At 60.5% G+C, this 14,003-nt stretch carries 14 protein-coding genes, 1 tRNA gene and 1 pseudogene; 4 read left to right on the top strand and 12 right to left on the bottom strand.

Annotated features, from left to right (window positions below):
• The first annotated feature begins 69 nt into the window (after window positions 1-69).
• Entirely contained in the window at window positions 70-1,317 is a 1,248-nt protein-coding gene (locus AC1D1Z_RS18975) for an NAD(P)/FAD-dependent oxidoreductase (RefSeq protein ID WP_477851571.1), read from the top strand.
• Here AC1D1Z_RS18975 and AC1D1Z_RS18970 read toward each other — a convergent pair.
• From AC1D1Z_RS18970 to AC1D1Z_RS18935, 8 genes are all read right to left on the bottom strand, one after another.
• Window positions 1,307-1,846: a gluconokinase gene (locus AC1D1Z_RS18970; RefSeq protein WP_130715662.1), complete on the bottom strand. Its 540-nt coding sequence runs from the start codon at window positions 1,844-1,846 to the stop codon at window positions 1,307-1,309. The genes AC1D1Z_RS18975 and AC1D1Z_RS18970 overlap by 11 nt on opposite strands.
• A gap of 27 nt (window positions 1,847-1,873) precedes the next feature.
• Window positions 1,874-2,827, bottom strand: a complete 954-nt coding sequence (locus tag AC1D1Z_RS18965) for a peptide ABC transporter ATP-binding protein (RefSeq protein WP_018445768.1) — start codon at window positions 2,825-2,827, stop codon at window positions 1,874-1,876.
• Window positions 2,824-3,840, bottom strand: coding sequence for an ABC transporter ATP-binding protein (locus tag AC1D1Z_RS18960; protein ID WP_477851568.1), 1,017 nt, complete (start codon window positions 3,838-3,840; stop codon window positions 2,824-2,826). The genes AC1D1Z_RS18965 and AC1D1Z_RS18960 overlap by 4 nt, the downstream gene beginning before the upstream one ends.
• Window positions 3,840-4,730 carry an ABC transporter permease subunit gene (locus AC1D1Z_RS18955; protein ID WP_028734733.1) on the bottom strand — a complete coding sequence of 297 codons (891 nt, stop codon included), beginning with the start codon at window positions 4,728-4,730 and terminating at the stop codon, window positions 3,840-3,842. Before AC1D1Z_RS18955 ends, AC1D1Z_RS18960 begins: the two co-directional genes overlap by 1 nt.
• 9 nt (window positions 4,731-4,739) lie before the next feature.
• A complete protein-coding gene (locus AC1D1Z_RS18950) occupies window positions 4,740-5,744 on the bottom strand; it encodes an ABC transporter permease subunit (protein WP_018244875.1) in 1,005 nt (334 codons plus the stop codon).
• A gap of 87 nt (window positions 5,745-5,831) precedes the next feature.
• Window positions 5,832-7,427 carry an ABC transporter substrate-binding protein gene (locus tag AC1D1Z_RS18945; protein ID WP_018244874.1) on the bottom strand — a complete coding sequence of 532 codons (1,596 nt, stop codon included), beginning with the start codon at window positions 7,425-7,427 and terminating at the stop codon, window positions 5,832-5,834.
• Window positions 7,428-7,766: 339 nt separating this feature from the next.
• A complete protein-coding gene (gene rirA, locus AC1D1Z_RS18940; protein ID WP_018244873.1) occupies window positions 7,767-8,249 on the bottom strand; it encodes an iron-responsive transcriptional regulator RirA in 483 nt (160 codons plus the stop codon).
• Window positions 8,250-8,593: 344 nt separating this feature from the next.
• Complete coding sequence (locus AC1D1Z_RS18935; protein WP_018445771.1) at window positions 8,594-10,090, bottom strand: CoA-acylating methylmalonate-semialdehyde dehydrogenase; 1,497 nt, start codon at window positions 10,088-10,090, stop codon at window positions 8,594-8,596.
• A 194-nt stretch (window positions 10,091-10,284) separates the two neighbouring features.
• Here AC1D1Z_RS18935 and AC1D1Z_RS18930 point away from each other — a divergent pair, with 194 nt between their 5' ends.
• Both AC1D1Z_RS18930 and AC1D1Z_RS18925 read left to right on the top strand, forming a co-directional pair.
• On the top strand, window positions 10,285-10,599 hold the full coding sequence (locus AC1D1Z_RS18930) for a putative quinol monooxygenase (protein WP_477851564.1): 315 nt from the start codon (window positions 10,285-10,287) through the stop codon (window positions 10,597-10,599).
• Window positions 10,596-11,477: a LysR family transcriptional regulator gene (locus AC1D1Z_RS18925; protein ID WP_131704701.1), complete on the top strand. Its 882-nt coding sequence runs from the start codon at window positions 10,596-10,598 to the stop codon at window positions 11,475-11,477. The genes AC1D1Z_RS18930 and AC1D1Z_RS18925 overlap by 4 nt, the downstream gene beginning before the upstream one ends.
• Here AC1D1Z_RS18925 and AC1D1Z_RS18920 read toward each other — a convergent pair.
• The 4 genes from AC1D1Z_RS18920 to AC1D1Z_RS18905 all read right to left on the bottom strand — a co-directional run bounded on the left by AC1D1Z_RS18920 (window position 11,474) and on the right by AC1D1Z_RS18905 (window position 12,873).
• The gene (locus AC1D1Z_RS18920) at window positions 11,474-11,641 is read right to left on the bottom strand and encodes a hypothetical protein (RefSeq protein WP_164903171.1); all 168 of its coding nucleotides are present in this window, start codon (window positions 11,639-11,641) and stop codon (window positions 11,474-11,476) included. The two genes, AC1D1Z_RS18925 and AC1D1Z_RS18920, sit on opposite strands and share 4 nt — an antisense overlap.
• A 43-nt stretch (window positions 11,642-11,684) precedes the next feature.
• Entirely contained in the window at window positions 11,685-12,122 is a 438-nt protein-coding gene (locus AC1D1Z_RS18915; RefSeq protein ID WP_477851562.1) for a DUF4174 domain-containing protein, read from the bottom strand.
• Window positions 12,123-12,216: 94 nt separating this feature from the next.
• Window positions 12,217-12,293 (bottom strand) — tRNA-His (locus AC1D1Z_RS18910).
• A gap of 130 nt (window positions 12,294-12,423) precedes the next feature.
• Window positions 12,424-12,873 carry a phasin gene (locus tag AC1D1Z_RS18905; RefSeq protein ID WP_018244864.1) on the bottom strand — a complete coding sequence of 150 codons (450 nt, stop codon included), beginning with the start codon at window positions 12,871-12,873 and terminating at the stop codon, window positions 12,424-12,426.
• Between the two features lie 213 nt (window positions 12,874-13,086).
• Here AC1D1Z_RS18905 and AC1D1Z_RS18900 point away from each other — a divergent pair.
• Window positions 13,087-14,003: pseudogene (locus AC1D1Z_RS18900) on the top strand (PAS domain-containing sensor histidine kinase); the annotation flags it as partial.

The following is a 14,003-nucleotide window of genomic DNA, read 5'->3' as shown; positions in this document are numbered from 1 at the left end:
TTTCCGTTTGCGTCGCGGTATCGGCACGGGCATTTTCACCCCGATAAACAAAGCGGAATGCAAGCGGAAATGACGAAGAACGCAATCGTGCTCGGCGCCGGCATCGTCGGGGTTTCCACCGCCATCCATCTTCAGCGGCGCGGCCGGCAGGTGACGCTGATCGACCGCAAGGATCCGGGCAACGAAACCTCCTTCGGCAATGCCGGCCTGATCCAGCGCGAAGGTGTCGCGCCTTACGGCTTTCCCCAGCAGCTCGGGCTTTTGCTGCGTTACGCGCTGAACAACCGCATCGACGCGCATTATCACCTGCGCGCACTGCCGAGCCAGATCGCCTTTCTCGCCCGCTACTGGCGGAATTCCAATGCGCGCCGCCACGCCATCATCACCCGGGCCTATGCGCCGCTGATCGAAAATTCGGTTGTCGAACACAAGGATCTGATCGAGGCGTCGCAGGCCGAAACGCTGATCCGCAAGGACGGCTGGATAAAGATTTTCCGCACTGAAGCCAAGCGCGACGGGGCTTTCGCAGAGGCAGCACTTTGGCAGAATGAATTCGGCGTGGAGTATGACAGCCTGACTTCGGCCGACATCGCCCGCATGGAACCTCATATGACCGGCGATTTCGCCGGCGGCATCCGCTGGCGCGATCCCTGGTCGGTGCTCGACCCGCATGCACTGACATCGGCCTATCGCTGCTATTTCGAAAGCCTCGGTGGCCGGTTCGTCACGGGTGACGCCGCCTCGCTCGGTCCGTTCGGCTCCGGCTGGAAGATCATGACGAGGGAAGGTCCGCTCGAAGCCGAGGATGCGGTGATGGCGCTCGGCCCCTGGGCGGCCGTTGCAACGCGCCGGCTTGGCTATTCCTTCCCGCTCGGCGTCAAGCGCGGCTATCACATGCACTATGCCGCCGAGGGCAGTGCCGTGCTCAACAACTGGACATTGGATGCCGAACGCGGCTACCTTCTTGCGCCGATGAACCGCGGCATCCGCCTGACGACAGGGGCGGAGTTTGCAACGCACGACGCGCCGAAGACGCCGGTTCAGCTCGACCGCGCCGAAGCCGTGGCGCGCACGATCTTCCCGCTCGGAGGCAGGCTCGATCTCGAACCCTGGATGGGCGCGCGCCCCTGCACGCCAGACATGATGCCTGTTATCGGCAAGGCGCCGCGCCATCAGGGCCTGTGGTTTGCCTTCGGCCATGCCCATCACGGGCTGACACTCGGGCCGGTGACCGGCCGCGCGCTTGCCGAACTCATCACCGGCGAGACGCCGTTCATCGATATCGCGGCCTATTCGCCGCAGCGTTTCAACCCGTAACGCCGAGCGCGGCGAGGCCTTCGAGCGCCGTTGCCGCGATGCCTTCGATCGTGTCGTCGATATCGACAGTGACGACGCCCGGCTCGCCTGTGGGCACCTCAAGCGTCGCCAACTGGCTGTCGAGCAGCGAGACCGGCATGAAATGTCCCTTGCGCTCGCCCATACGCTTCATCAGCAGCGCCCTGGAACCTTCGAGATAGACGAAGAACAAATTGCCACCGGCAGCAGCCCGCAGCCTGTCGCGATAGATGCGCTTCAGCGCCGAGCAGGAGACGATGATGCCCTCGCTTTTCTCCAGCGAGGCCTTCATGTCTTCGCCGATCCGGTCGAGCCAGGGCATTCGGTCCTCATCGTTCAGCGGAATGCCCTTCGACATCTTTTCGACATTGGCGGCCGGATGAAGCGCATCACCTTCGACGAAGACCAGGTGCAGGGCTTCGGCGAGTTTCTCGCCGACGGAGGATTTGCCGCAGCCGCTGACCCCCATGACGATGATCGCATGGGGTCTGTTCATCTGCTCATCCGGCATGTTTGCTCCTCGGGCTTGTCTTCCCGCTCAATCGAGCGGGAAATGACAGGCATATTGATGTGTGCCTTCCCCAGTTAATTCGGGAGAAACCTGGCGGCAATGGTCCTGCGCCTTCCAGCAGCGCGGATTGAAGTGGCAACCCGACGGCGGCTTCAACGGCGAAGGCAGTTCGCCCTGCAGGCGAATGCGGGTCTTTTCGCGATCGGGATCGGCGATCGGCGTCGCCGACAGCAAGGCTGCCGTATAGGGATGGCGCGGCCTGGCGAAGACCTCGGCGGCGGGACCGGTTTCCACGGGACGGCCGAGATACATTACCATCACCTCGTCGGCGATATGATGGACGACGGACAGGCCGTGCGAGATGAAGAGATAGGCAAGCCCCATCTCTTTCTGCAGGTCCATCAAGAGGTTCAGCACCTGCGCCTGGATCGACAGATCGAGCGCCGAGACCGGTTCGTCGAGCACCAGCACCTTCGGCCGCAGCATCAGGGCGCGGGCAATGGCGATGCGCTGACGCTGGCCACCTGAGAACATATGGGGATAGCGGCCATAATGCTCCGAACGCAGGCCGACGCGCGCCATCATCTCCTCCACCTTGCGGCGGCGGGCGGCGGCGTTGAGATCGGTGTTGATCTTCAGCGGCTCTTCGAGGATCGAACCGACCTTCTGGCGCGGGTTGAGCGAGCCGTAGGGGTTCTGGAAGACGATCTGCACCTGGCTGCGCAGGCTGCGGTCACCGACATGGGCCGGCTTGCCGTCGATCAGCAACTGCCCTGATGTCGGATCCTCGATCATGGTGACCAGGCGGGCGAGCGTTGACTTGCCGCAACCGGATTCGCCGACGACGGCGAGCGTCTTGCCGGAATGCAGGCTGAAGCTGACGCCGTTCAGCGCCTTGACGGTGGCATCGGCTTTGAAGAGGCCGCGGTTGACGGTGTAAAAGCGGGCGAGATCCCTGCCCTCGAGAACGGCGTCCGTCATACGAGGTCTCCTGCAGTTTCAACGGCCATGATGCCGGGATGCCCGAGCGGCTTGCCGCCCTTCAAAGGATAGTTGCAGAGCGCCAGTCCGAGCTCCGGCCCCTGGCGGACAACGCCGCGCTCGCATTCGACCGTGGCGAAGCCACAGCGCGGCGCAAAGAGACAGCCCGTCGGGCGACCATGCTGGCCGGGAACGACACCGGCGATCGAGGGAAGACGCTGGCCGACTTTGGCGCGTTCCGGCAGAGCGGCGAGCAGGGCTGCGGTATAGGGATGATGCGGATCGCGGAACAGCGCCCTCACCGGCTGTTCTTCGACCTTCTGTCCGGCATATTGCACCTGCACACGTTCGGCGGTTTCGGCAACGACGCCCATGTCGTGGGTGATCAGCACCAGCGCCATGCCCTGCTCCTTCTGCAGGCGAACGAGCAGATCGAGGATCTGTGCCTGGATCGTCACGTCCAGCGCGGTCGTCGGCTCGTCGGCGATGAGCAGCTTCGGATTGCAGGCGAGCGCCATGGCGATCATCACGCGCTGGCTCATGCCGCCGGACATCTGATGCGGGAAGTTCGACAGGCGCTCTTCCGGCGCCGGAATGCCGACGAGGTTCAGCAGTTCGATCGAACGTTGGCGGCGCTCCGTGCGGTTGAGGCCCATATGGAAGCGCAGGGTCTCGCCGAGTTGGAAGCCGACCGTGAAACACGGGTTCAGGCTGGACATCGGCTCCTGGAAGATCATCGCCATATCCTTGCCGACGATCCTGCGGCGCTGGCGGGCGGAGATGCCGCGCAGATCCTTGCCGTCGAACTGCATCCGGTCGGCGGTGATCTTCGCCGTCCAGGGCAAAAGCCCCATCAGGGCAAGCATGGCAACGGATTTGCCCGAGCCGGATTCGCCGACGACCGACAGGATCTCGCCCTTATCGCAGACAAGCGATACGCGGTCGACGGCGCGGAAGAGACCGGAAGAGGTCTGAAATTCGACAGTCAGATTTTCAATCTCGAGGAGTGGCATCACGACCTCTTCAGTTTGGGATCGAGCGCGTCGCGCAGGCCGTCGCCCATCAGGTTGATGGCGAGAACGGTGATGAGGATGGCAAGACCCGGAAACGTCACCACCCACCAGGCACGCGAGATGAACTCACGGGATTCGGCCAGCATCGTCCCCCATTCGGGTGTCGGCGGCTGGGCGCCCATGCCGAGAAAGCCGAGGGCGGCGGCATCGAGAATCGCCGCCGAGAAGGCGAGCGTCGCCTGAACGATCAGTGGCCCAAGACAGTTCGGCAGGATCGTCTTGAACATCAAACGGAAGGTGCCGGCACCAGCGACACGCGAGGCAATCACATATTCCTTCTCACGCTCTGAAATGACCGAGGCGCGCGTCAGCCGCACGAAATGCGGCTGGTTGACCAGCGAAATCGCGATCATCGCATTGGTCAGTCCAGGCCCGAGCACGGCCACCAGCACCAGAGCCAGCAGCAGCGACGGGAAGGCCAGGATGATATCCATCAGGCGCATGATCGCGGTATCGATCTTACCGCGGAAAAATCCGGCGACGAGGCCGATCAAGACGCCTGAAATGACCGATAACGTGACGACGACGACGCCGATGAACAGCGAGAACCGCGCGCCGTAGATCAGGCGCGAAAGGATATCGCGGCCGACGGCATCCGTTCCAAGCGGGAAGGAGGCGCTGCCGCCCTCCATCCAGAACGGCACGGCCAGTAGTACCGCACGGTTCTGCTCGTTCGGTTGATGTGGCGCAAAGAGTGGCGCGAGGACTGCGACGACCAGAATGATGATGAAAACCACCAAGCCGATGACCGCGCCCTTGTTGCGGGAGAAATAGTGCCAGAACTCCGCAAGAGCGGATGGCTGGCCGGTTTTGACGGTGACCGTGCTCATGGACCGCTCCTAATGACGAATGCGCGGATTGATGAAACCGTAGAGAACATCAACAATCAGATTGACCAGCATGATGACGCCGGCGATCAGCAGAAGACCGCCCTGGACCACGGCGTAATCGCGCTTGAAGACCGAATCGACCATCCATTTGCCGATACCCGGCCAGGAGAAAATCGTCTCGGTGAGGATGGCGCCGGCAAGAAGAACGCCGATCTGCAGACCGATCGTGGTGATGACGGGGATCATCGCATTGCGCAACGCGTGCACGCCGACGACGCGCAACGGCTTCAGACCCTTCGAGCGCGCCGTGCGGACATAATCCTCGCCCAGAACCTCGAGCATCGCCGAACGTGTCTGGCGGGCGATAACGGCGAGCGGGATGGTCGCCAGCACGATGGTCGGCAGAATGAGGTAGCTGACCGCCGAGGCGAAGGCGCCCTTCTGGCCCGACAGCAGGCTGTCGATCAGCATGAAGCCGGTAACCGGCTTGAAGAAATACATCAGCGAGATGCGGCCGGAAACCGGTGTCCAGCCGAGATAGCCGGAGAAGAAGATGATAAGCAGCAAGCCCCACCAGAAGATCGGCATGGAATAACCGATGAGGGCAACACCCATCACGCTCTGATCGAACCACGTGCCTCGCTTGACGGCTGCAAAGACGCCGGCGGGCACGCCAAGACAGACCGCGATGATGATGGCACAGAGCGAAAGTTCCAGCGTTGCCGGGAACAACGTGAAGAACTCACCGAGAACGGGCCGCTTGGTGACGATCGAGGTGCCGAGATCGCCGTGCAACACTTTTACGATATAATCGAAATATTGCACATATATGGGCCGGTCGAAGCCGAGATCGTGCATGATCTGGGCGTGACGTTCCGGCGCCATGACACGTTCCCCCGACAGAAGCATGACCGGATCACCGGGAATCAGGCGGATGAACGAGAAGGCAATGAGTGAAACGCCGAGAAACGTCGGGATCAGCACCGCGAGGCGGCCGATGAAAAAACGCAACATAGCAGGTTTTCCAATAGTTTCCGGCGGTCAGGGGAACCTGACCGCCGGCCGCACCCGGCGTTGACCGGGTAGTTTACAGATTTTTTATTATTCGGAAATGTCCACGCCGTCGAAACGGTGGATACCAAGCGGATCCATGAAGAAGCCCGAGACCTTCTTGCTCATCGGAACGAAGACCAACGAGTGGTCAAGCGTATTCCAGGGAGCTTCCTTCTTGAAGATCAGCTGCGCCTGCTCATAAGCCTTGGTGCGCTCGGCGACGTCGGCCGTCTGCTTGGCCTTCGTCATCAGATCGTCGAATTCCTTGTTGCACCACTGAGCGCGGTTGTTGCCGCCGACAGCGTCGCAGCCAAGCAACGTATCCATGAAATTGTCTGGATCGCCGTTGTCGCCGGTCCAGCCGAGGATGACGGCACCGTCGCGATTCTTGTCGGACGAGAGCTTCAGATATTCGGCCCATTCATGGGTGACGATTTCCGCATCGACGCCGACCTTGGCCAAGTCGGCCTGCATCAATTCGGCGGCGCGACGCGCGTTCAACATGTAKGGACGCGAAACCGGCATCGCCCAGATCTTCATCTTCAGATCCTTGACGCCGGCATCTGCCAGCATCTTCTTCGACGCATCGGGATCGTACTTGTCGTCTACGACGGCATCGTTATAGGACCACATCGTCGGCGGGATCGGGTTCTTGGCAACGGCCGCGGCACCCTGGAAGACGGCATCGACGATCGCCTGCTTGTTGATCGCCATGTTCAGCGCCTTGCGGACTTCGGCCTTGTCGAATGGAGCAATCAAGGTGTTGTAAGCGAGATACGAAACGTTCAGGCCGGCCTGCTCAAGCACGGTCAGGTTCTCGTCCTTCTTGAGTTCGGCGACGTCAGCCGCATTCGGATAAGGAATGAGGTGGCATTCGCCGGCCTTCAGCTTCTGGGCGCGCACGGCAGCGTCAGAGGTGATGGCGAAAACCAGATCGTCGATCTTTTCCTTACCCTTGAAATAGGTTTCGTTCGCCTTGTAGCGGATAACGGCATCCGGCTGGTAGGCGACGAAGGTGAACGGGCCAGTGCCGAGCGGCTGCTGGTTCATCTGCGCCATCTTGCCGTCGGCGGCGAGCTTGTCGGCATATTCCTTGGAGACGATCGAGGCGAAGTCCATGGCGAGGTCGGCGAGGAACGGCGCTTCGGGATGGTTGAGCGTGAACTTGACGGTGAGGTCGTCGACCTTCTCGACCGACTTGATCAGCTCCGGGAAGCCCATGCCGGCAGCGTATTCGTAAGAGCCGCCCTCGACATACTTGTTCCACGGATTGTCAGCCTTGAGCTGGCGCTCGAACGAGAAGATGACGTCGTCGGCATTGAAGTCACGCGTCGGCGTGAAGAAGTCGGTGGTCTGGTACTTGACGCCCGGATGCAGCTTGAAGGTGTACTCCTTGCCGTCGGCCGAAACGCTCCAGCTGTCGGCCAGGCCGGGCTCGATCTCGGTGCCGCCATGCTTGAATTCGACGAGACGGCTATAGACCGTGCGCGACGACGCGTCGAAGGTCGTGCCTGCCGTATAGAGGCTAGGGTCGAAGCCTTCCGGCGAGCCCTCGGAGCAATAAACAAGGGTCTTGGACCAGGCCGACGTCGCCATGACGGAAATCAAGGCCGTCGCTGCCAGGAGGACAGAGATCTTTTTCATAATATTGTTTCCCGGTTGTTCTTTTTTGATGTTTGGAGATCGTAGAATGGCATCACGATCGACGGTTGATGGAACGATATTTATCTACTGAAAGCAACGGGCTACGCAGAAAAATTTTCCAGCTGGACAATTTTAGAAATTTTCAGTCAAAAATCAGCCGCATTTGGAAATATTCAGACAAAAAAGACCGGAATTTTGTCGCATTTGGTATAAAAGCGCGCCCATCGCGACATGCAACCGGCATTTCCCAGCATTCCGGAGGCCAATGAGACGCCCGCAAAAACAAAAACCGCGGTTGCCGGGGCAACCGCGGTTCAGAAGCATATTCTGCTCTTTAATTCAGGCGGCGGGGGCAACGATCGCTGGTTTGCGATATGCCGGCTCGCCGGTAATTCCGAGAAGGAAATTGATCTGCGGACGCGCCTTGACGAGGTCGTCGATGGAATATTCCGACAGCACGGCGAAGAAGGCGTTGAGCGCCTTGCGCAGCGCCGAATTCAACCCGCAACTGTCGACCAGCGGGCATTCGACCTCACCGTCATCCTCGAAGCATTCGGCCATGGCGAAACTGTCTTCCGTCACCCGAACGACGTCGAAAAGACTAATGTCGGCGGCCGGCTTGCCCAAGCGCACGCCGCCATTGCGACCGCGCACGGTTTCGACCAGACCCGCCTTGTTCAGCGGCTGAAGGATCTTGAAAAGAAAGAGCTCGGAAACGCCATAGGCTTTGGCGATTTCCGGAATCCGGCTCAAGTGGCCGTCATTGGCAGCACAATACATCAACATGCGAACCGCATAGTTCGTCTGCTTCGTCAACCGCATGCCATTCTCCTGACTCGTCTGTTCAGACCTATATAGGCGGTTTGGTAGTTTTGAACAATTCCAAAATATGAAATTCGCATTCAGCTTATGAGGCCATTTGCCGCGACGTCAATCCTGCTCCAGGATCCCGACGTCATCCAGGATGGCCCGCCTGCGCTCGGGCGTGCCTTGCGCATCAATTTGACCTAGGCACTGGGGGAATAGGAGATGGCGAGCAGACCGCGCCCTTGTCTCAGGACATCCTCGACGCCCGACCGATATCGCCGGCAATCAGCATGATGAGGAAAAATTCGGGAGCCAAATGGCCCCCGAATTGCAGATTTCAGATCGGAATGTCGTGACGATCACTTCATCGTCGGCATGACGAATTCAGCGCCGCTCTTGATGCCCGAGGGCCAGCGGGCAGTGACGGTCTTGGTCTTCGTCCAGAACTTGATCGAATCCGTGCCATGCTGGTTGAGGTCGCCGAAGCTCGAGGCCTTCCAGCCGCCGAAGGAGTGATAGGCGAGCGGAACCGGGATCGGAACGTTGATGCCGATCATGCCGATATTGATGCGCGATGCAAAATCGCGGGCGGCATCGCCGTCACGGGTGTAGATGGCGACACCGTTGCCATATTCGTGCTTCATCGGCAGCGACAGCGCATCCTCGTAGTTCGCGGCGCGAACGACGGAAAGGACAGGTCCGAAGATCTCGGTCTTGTAGATATCCATCTCGGGCGTGACATGATCGAACAGGCAGCCGCCGACGAAATAGCCGTCTTCATAACCCTGGAGCTTGAAATCGCGGCCGTCGACGACGAGTTTGGCACCTTCTTCGATGCCGCGGTCGATCAGGCCGCGAACACGGGTATAGGCTTCCTTGGTGACCAGCGGGCCCATGTCGGCCTTGTCGTCGGTATAGGGGCCGATGCGCAGGGATTCGATCTTCGGCGTCAGCTTCTCGACGAGGCGGTTGGCGGTCTCCTCGCCGACTGGGACGGCAACCGAGATCGCCATGCAGCGCTCGCCGGCCGAACCGTAGCCTGCGCCCATCAGCGCGTTGACGGCCTGGTCCAGGTCTGCATCCGGCATGATGATCATGTGGTTCTTGGCGCCGCCGAAGCACTGGGCGCGCTTGCCGTTCATCGCCGCCGTGCCATAGACGTAGCGGGCGATCGGCGTCGAGCCGACGAAGGAGACGGCGCCGATATCGGGATCGGTGAGGATCGCGTCGACCGCACCCTTGTCGCCGTTGACGACGTTGAGGATGCCGGCGGGCAGACCGGCTTCGATCATCAGTTCGGCGAGGCGGATCGGCAGGGAGGGATCACGCTCGGAGGGCTTCAGGATAAAGGCGTTGCCGCAGGCGATCGCCGGCGCAAACATCCACATCGGGATCATGCCGGGGAAATTGAAGGGGGTGATGCCGGCGCCGATGCCGACCGGTTGGCGGATCGAATACATGTCGATCGCCGGCCCGGCGCCCTCGGTGAACTCGCCCTTGGCGAGATGGGGAATGCCGCAGACGAATTCGCAGACTTCGAGGCCGCGAATGACGTCGCCTTTGGCATCCTCGATCGTCTTGCCGTGCTCCTTGGAGAGGATTTCGGCAAGTTCGTCCATGTGCTTGTTCAGGAGTTCGACGAATTTGAAGAAGACGCGGGCGCGGCGCTGCGGGTTGGTGGCAGCCCATTTCGGCTGCGCAGCCTTGGCGTTTTCGACGGCGGCGCGCAGTTCCTCGACGCTTGCGAGTGCGACGGTCGCCTGCACTTCGCCTGTCGCCGGATTGTAGACATTGCTCACGCGGCCGCTGGTGCCGGCAACCTGCTTGCCGCCGATGAAATGACCGATCTCACGCATGGGGTGTTCCTCCTGTTTTTCGATGACCGACATTCGCACTTCAATTTGCACAAATCAATGCGCTGATATAAGCAACCGTTGTGCGTAGATTATAGCCCTATCGTCGCATCAGGCGCTGCGGCTGCTTCCAAACTTGGCACTGCACGCCAACAAGTCAAACGGCGACAAGTCAAACCCTGAGGGAGGTCAAACCGATGAGCCGGAAACCCATCGTCAGAATGGCGGAGCTGGAGATCGATCCGGACACGCTTGAAACCTATCGCGCCTTGCTCACGGAAGAAATCGAAGCATCTCTAGCGCTGGAAGACGGCGTCCTTTCCCTGAGCGCTGTTTCGATCAGGGACAACCCAAACCGGATCCGTATCCTTGAAGTCTACGCCGACCAAGAAGCATACGAGGCCCATCTACGGACACCACATTTCCTTAAGTACAAGAACCAGACAGCGCAGATGGTGACATCGCTGACGCTTATCGAGGTCGATCCGATCGCAATGCGTGCCAAGCCATGAATTGGGACGATGTTCGGATTTTCCTCGCCGTCGCCCGCACCGGGCAGATCCTTGCCGCCTCGAAGCGGCTGGGGCTCAATCATGCCACGCTCTCACGACGATTGACTTCGCTGGAAGAGGCGCTGAAGACGCGGCTTTTCATCCGTCGCACGAATGGCTGCGAGCTGACGGCCGAAGGCGAAGTGTTCCTGGCATCCGCAGAGCGGATGGAAACGGAAATGCTCGCAGCACAGGCCAGCCTCGGCCACACAGATACGGCAATTGCAGGGACTGTGCGCGTCGGTGCGCCTGATGGGTTCGGTGTTTCCTTTCTTGCGCCGCGCATGGGCAGACTGATCGAGCGCCATCCGGAGCTGAAGATCCAGCTCGTACCTGTGCCGCGCTCTTTCTCGCTGTCGCAGCGCGAGGCGGACATCGCCATCACGCTGGAGCGGCCCGAACAAGGCCGGCTCGTCTCCTCCAAGCTCACCGACTACACGCTCGGTCTCTATGCCTCACGCGACTACCTCGCCTCCCGGGGCACGCCAGGCGATATCGACGCGCTGAAAGCGCATCCGCGCATCGGTTACGTCGAAGACCTGATTTTCACCGCCTCGCTGAATTTCTCCGGCGAGGTGATGCGGAGCTGGGATGCCAGCTTCGAGATTTCGACGGCGATCGGACAGACGGAGGCGGTACGATCAGGCGCCGGAATTGGCATCCTGCACGATTATATCGCCCGGCAGTATCCGGAACTCCAGCGCATCCTGCCGGAGGTTTCGATCCGGCGCGCCTACTGGACGACCTATCACGAAACGGCGCGCGACCTCATGCGCGTCAGGAGCGTCGCCGATTTCCTGCAGGAACTCGTCAGCGCCGAACGGCACATCTTTCTTTAAGCCTCGAAAGCGTGTTTTGCCGGTTCGTCGTTCTCGTCGGGATTTGGAACGGGTGCCTCGTCGGGCAACCGGTCAGGCTCCGGTTCCTTGATCGGAGGCACCGGCTTCCAGCCGGGTCCGGGCATCGGCGGCTGATCGGGAATGGGTTCGTTGGGCACGGACATGACCGCCTCCCTTTGATGATTTCAGTTTACGCGACGTTCGGGGCTATTTGTCCGGCTTCAGCGATTCGGCAGCGCGCATCGGCATGCTGTCGATGATGGCGAAGAGCTCGCCATCGGTAATCGGCTCGCTGGCCCTGAGCTTCACGGTGCCGTCCTTGCCGAGAAGGAAAGCGGCGAATTCGCCCACCTCCGGCGCCTCGAGATCGCGGCGGATCGCTTCGCCGTCGAGGCCGTCAACCGCACCGAAGAGTGGTCGAACGCCGGCACCGGAAATCTTGAGCACCACCAGATCACGCTCATCGAGCGCTGAGCGGTCGGCCAGCAGGTGATTTTCCTGCCGGGCGGCGCGAGAATTATCCCTGTCGGCGAAAACAACGAAGACGCGGTTCTTCCACTGAAACTGGGCGAGACTTTCGGCCGGCGCATAAGCGCTGTTGGTCTCGTCGATCTTCGTCGCACCGTAGAGGAGGGTTTTCGACATGCGTATTCTCCCGTTAACATGGAGAACGACCCGGTGCGACATGGGTTCCATGGTAAGGGCTGGAACCGGGTTTTCATTCTGACCGTGGGGGAGATGGTACGGTTGGGGGGTCTCGAACCTCCGACCTCAGGTGCCACAAACCTGCGCTCTAACCAACTGAGCTACAACCGCATAAATCGCGCTTGGCGCGACGGGGGTCACATACGAGGACTTGGCGACGAATTCAAGCCCCATTCCTCGTCAATATACAAAAAGGCTGGACGCGAGGTCCAGCCTTTTATCTCCGATCGGTAAAGACCGATCAGGCAACCTTGAACGAAGCCATGGCCTTTTCGGCGGCGTCCTTGGAGGGCTTTGCGAGCTTCTCGGCCACCTGCTTGGTGGTTTCCTGGATCGACTTCGCCTGCTCGACGGTGAGTTCGGCCTGCTTGCGGATGAACGAGGTCTGCAGCTCGAAGAATTCGGCAGGCGACTTGACGCCGAGCAGCGCTTCGAAGTGCGACAGCGAGTTCTCGGAATTGACGCGCAGGATGTCGATCGCCTTCAGGCCGATCTCGACCGAGCCGGCCTGAGCCGTCTGGACGGTGGCTTCGAGCGTCTTGCCGGCTTCCTCACCAGCGGTCTTCAGCTTGGCATAGGCATCCTTCGACTGCTGAGCGCCCTTTTCGGCGAATTCACGGAAAGATTCCGTGAACTTGGACGGGTCGAAAGAAGCGATTGAAAAAACGTCGTCGGTCTTTATGGTAGCCATGGGTCGCATCCTTTGGGTTGAGGCAGCCGCTGCCTGCGTTTGTTGGATGATGCTTATATAAGACATTTCATTGTGCATTGCAACAATTATTGTGCGGTGCACAAGACGTTAACCTTTCCGGCCGAAAACCCCCTCCTCTTCTGGACCGGCATGCGCCCCGCAGTTATTAATAAGCCGTTAATTTAAGAAGGCCGACAGCGACAAGGTTCGAACATGCCCGCAGTCCAATATCCGTTCATCGATATCGCCGTGCATGCACGGGTACGGGAACGCTTTTCATGCGGCGAGGCCATGGTGCTGTTTTCGGCCGATCTTGCCCGTCTGCTCTGGGCGAACGGTGCAGGTGCCGAGCTTTTCGGCCATTCGGCTGTCTATGACCTACTCGATCAGGGGGTCGACCGCGCCGACATCACCTTCCGCCAGCTGGAAACCGCCGCGCGCCAGCTGACCGATATCGGCGACAGCCGCAGCCTGATGATCCGCGTTGCCAAGGGCTTTCAGCGTGCGCAGGTACAGGCGGCTGCCGAACTGATCCGGCTTTCCCAAGGCGAAAAGGCCATCCTGTTTTCAGTGCCGATCTCGGCAAAGCCACTCGCGGCCGGCGCATCGGCGGCCCAGATGCTGCAGGGACTTGATGATCCCGACACACATATGGCGGTGATCGGCGCCAATGGCGAGGTCATCGCGGCCTCGCCGGGCTTTGCCTCGCTCGGGATCTCCGAGCAGACGGCAAAGACCTTGATCAACCTTGCCGGCGCGCATCCCGACCGGTTGGTGAAACGACCCGTCGCCACCAGCAGAGGCAATCTTCCGGCCGCCGTCGGCAAGCTCAGCGACGATCCGGCGTTCAATCTGCTTTTTGCCGTGGAGACTGCGATCGGTCATCTCGACGGGATCGATGCGCCCGCGCTCGACCCGGTCGATGCGCCCGCACAGGAAGAAAGCGTGCCGCCGGCCGAAGCGCTTCAGGACGAGCCTGTTGCCGCTACAGGCTTCACCGATATCATCGACGCGGTCTCGGGAATCGAAGAGGTCGAGGAGACGCTCGAGGAGATCGCCGGCGAAAGCGAACAGCCGGCCGGGACAGTTCTAGCATCCGCAGACGAGGCGGTTGACGATGGGCTGTATCC

The organism is Rhizobium sp. P1_E1, from assembly GCF_056406015.1.
Note: the sequence above shows the minus strand (reverse complement) of the source record. Positions and strands in the feature narration are given on the sequence as shown.

Coding starts and splice junctions, on each gene's coding strand:
- rirA (WP_018244873.1), bottom strand. CDS start 8,249: ATGCGGTTGACGAAGCAGACGAACTATGCGGTTCGCATGTTGATGTAT.
- AC1D1Z_RS18960 (WP_477851568.1), bottom strand. CDS start 3,840: ATGCCACTCCTCGAGATTGAAAATCTGACTGTCGAATTTCAGACCTCT.
- AC1D1Z_RS18905 (WP_018244864.1), bottom strand. CDS start 12,873: ATGGCTACCATAAAGACCGACGACGTTTTTTCAATCGCTTCTTTCGAC.
- AC1D1Z_RS18935 (WP_018445771.1), bottom strand. CDS start 10,090: ATGCGTGAGATCGGTCATTTCATCGGCGGCAAGCAGGTTGCCGGCACC.
- AC1D1Z_RS18955 (WP_028734733.1), bottom strand. CDS start 4,730: ATGAGCACGGTCACCGTCAAAACCGGCCAGCCATCCGCTCTTGCGGAG.
- AC1D1Z_RS18965 (WP_018445768.1), bottom strand. CDS start 2,827: ATGACGGACGCCGTTCTCGAGGGCAGGGATCTCGCCCGCTTTTACACC.
- AC1D1Z_RS18970 (WP_130715662.1), bottom strand. CDS start 1,846: ATGCCGGATGAGCAGATGAACAGACCCCATGCGATCATCGTCATGGGG.
- AC1D1Z_RS18915 (WP_477851562.1), bottom strand. CDS start 12,122: ATGTCGAAAACCCTCCTCTACGGTGCGACGAAGATCGACGAGACCAAC.
- AC1D1Z_RS18950 (WP_018244875.1), bottom strand. CDS start 5,744: ATGTTGCGTTTTTTCATCGGCCGCCTCGCGGTGCTGATCCCGACGTTT.
- AC1D1Z_RS18930 (WP_477851564.1), top strand. CDS start 10,285: ATGAGCCGGAAACCCATCGTCAGAATGGCGGAGCTGGAGATCGATCCG.
- AC1D1Z_RS18920 (WP_164903171.1), bottom strand. CDS start 11,641: ATGTCCGTGCCCAACGAACCCATTCCCGATCAGCCGCCGATGCCCGGA.
- AC1D1Z_RS18925 (WP_131704701.1), top strand. CDS start 10,596: ATGAATTGGGACGATGTTCGGATTTTCCTCGCCGTCGCCCGCACCGGG.
- AC1D1Z_RS18975 (WP_477851571.1), top strand. CDS start 70: ATGACGAAGAACGCAATCGTGCTCGGCGCCGGCATCGTCGGGGTTTCC.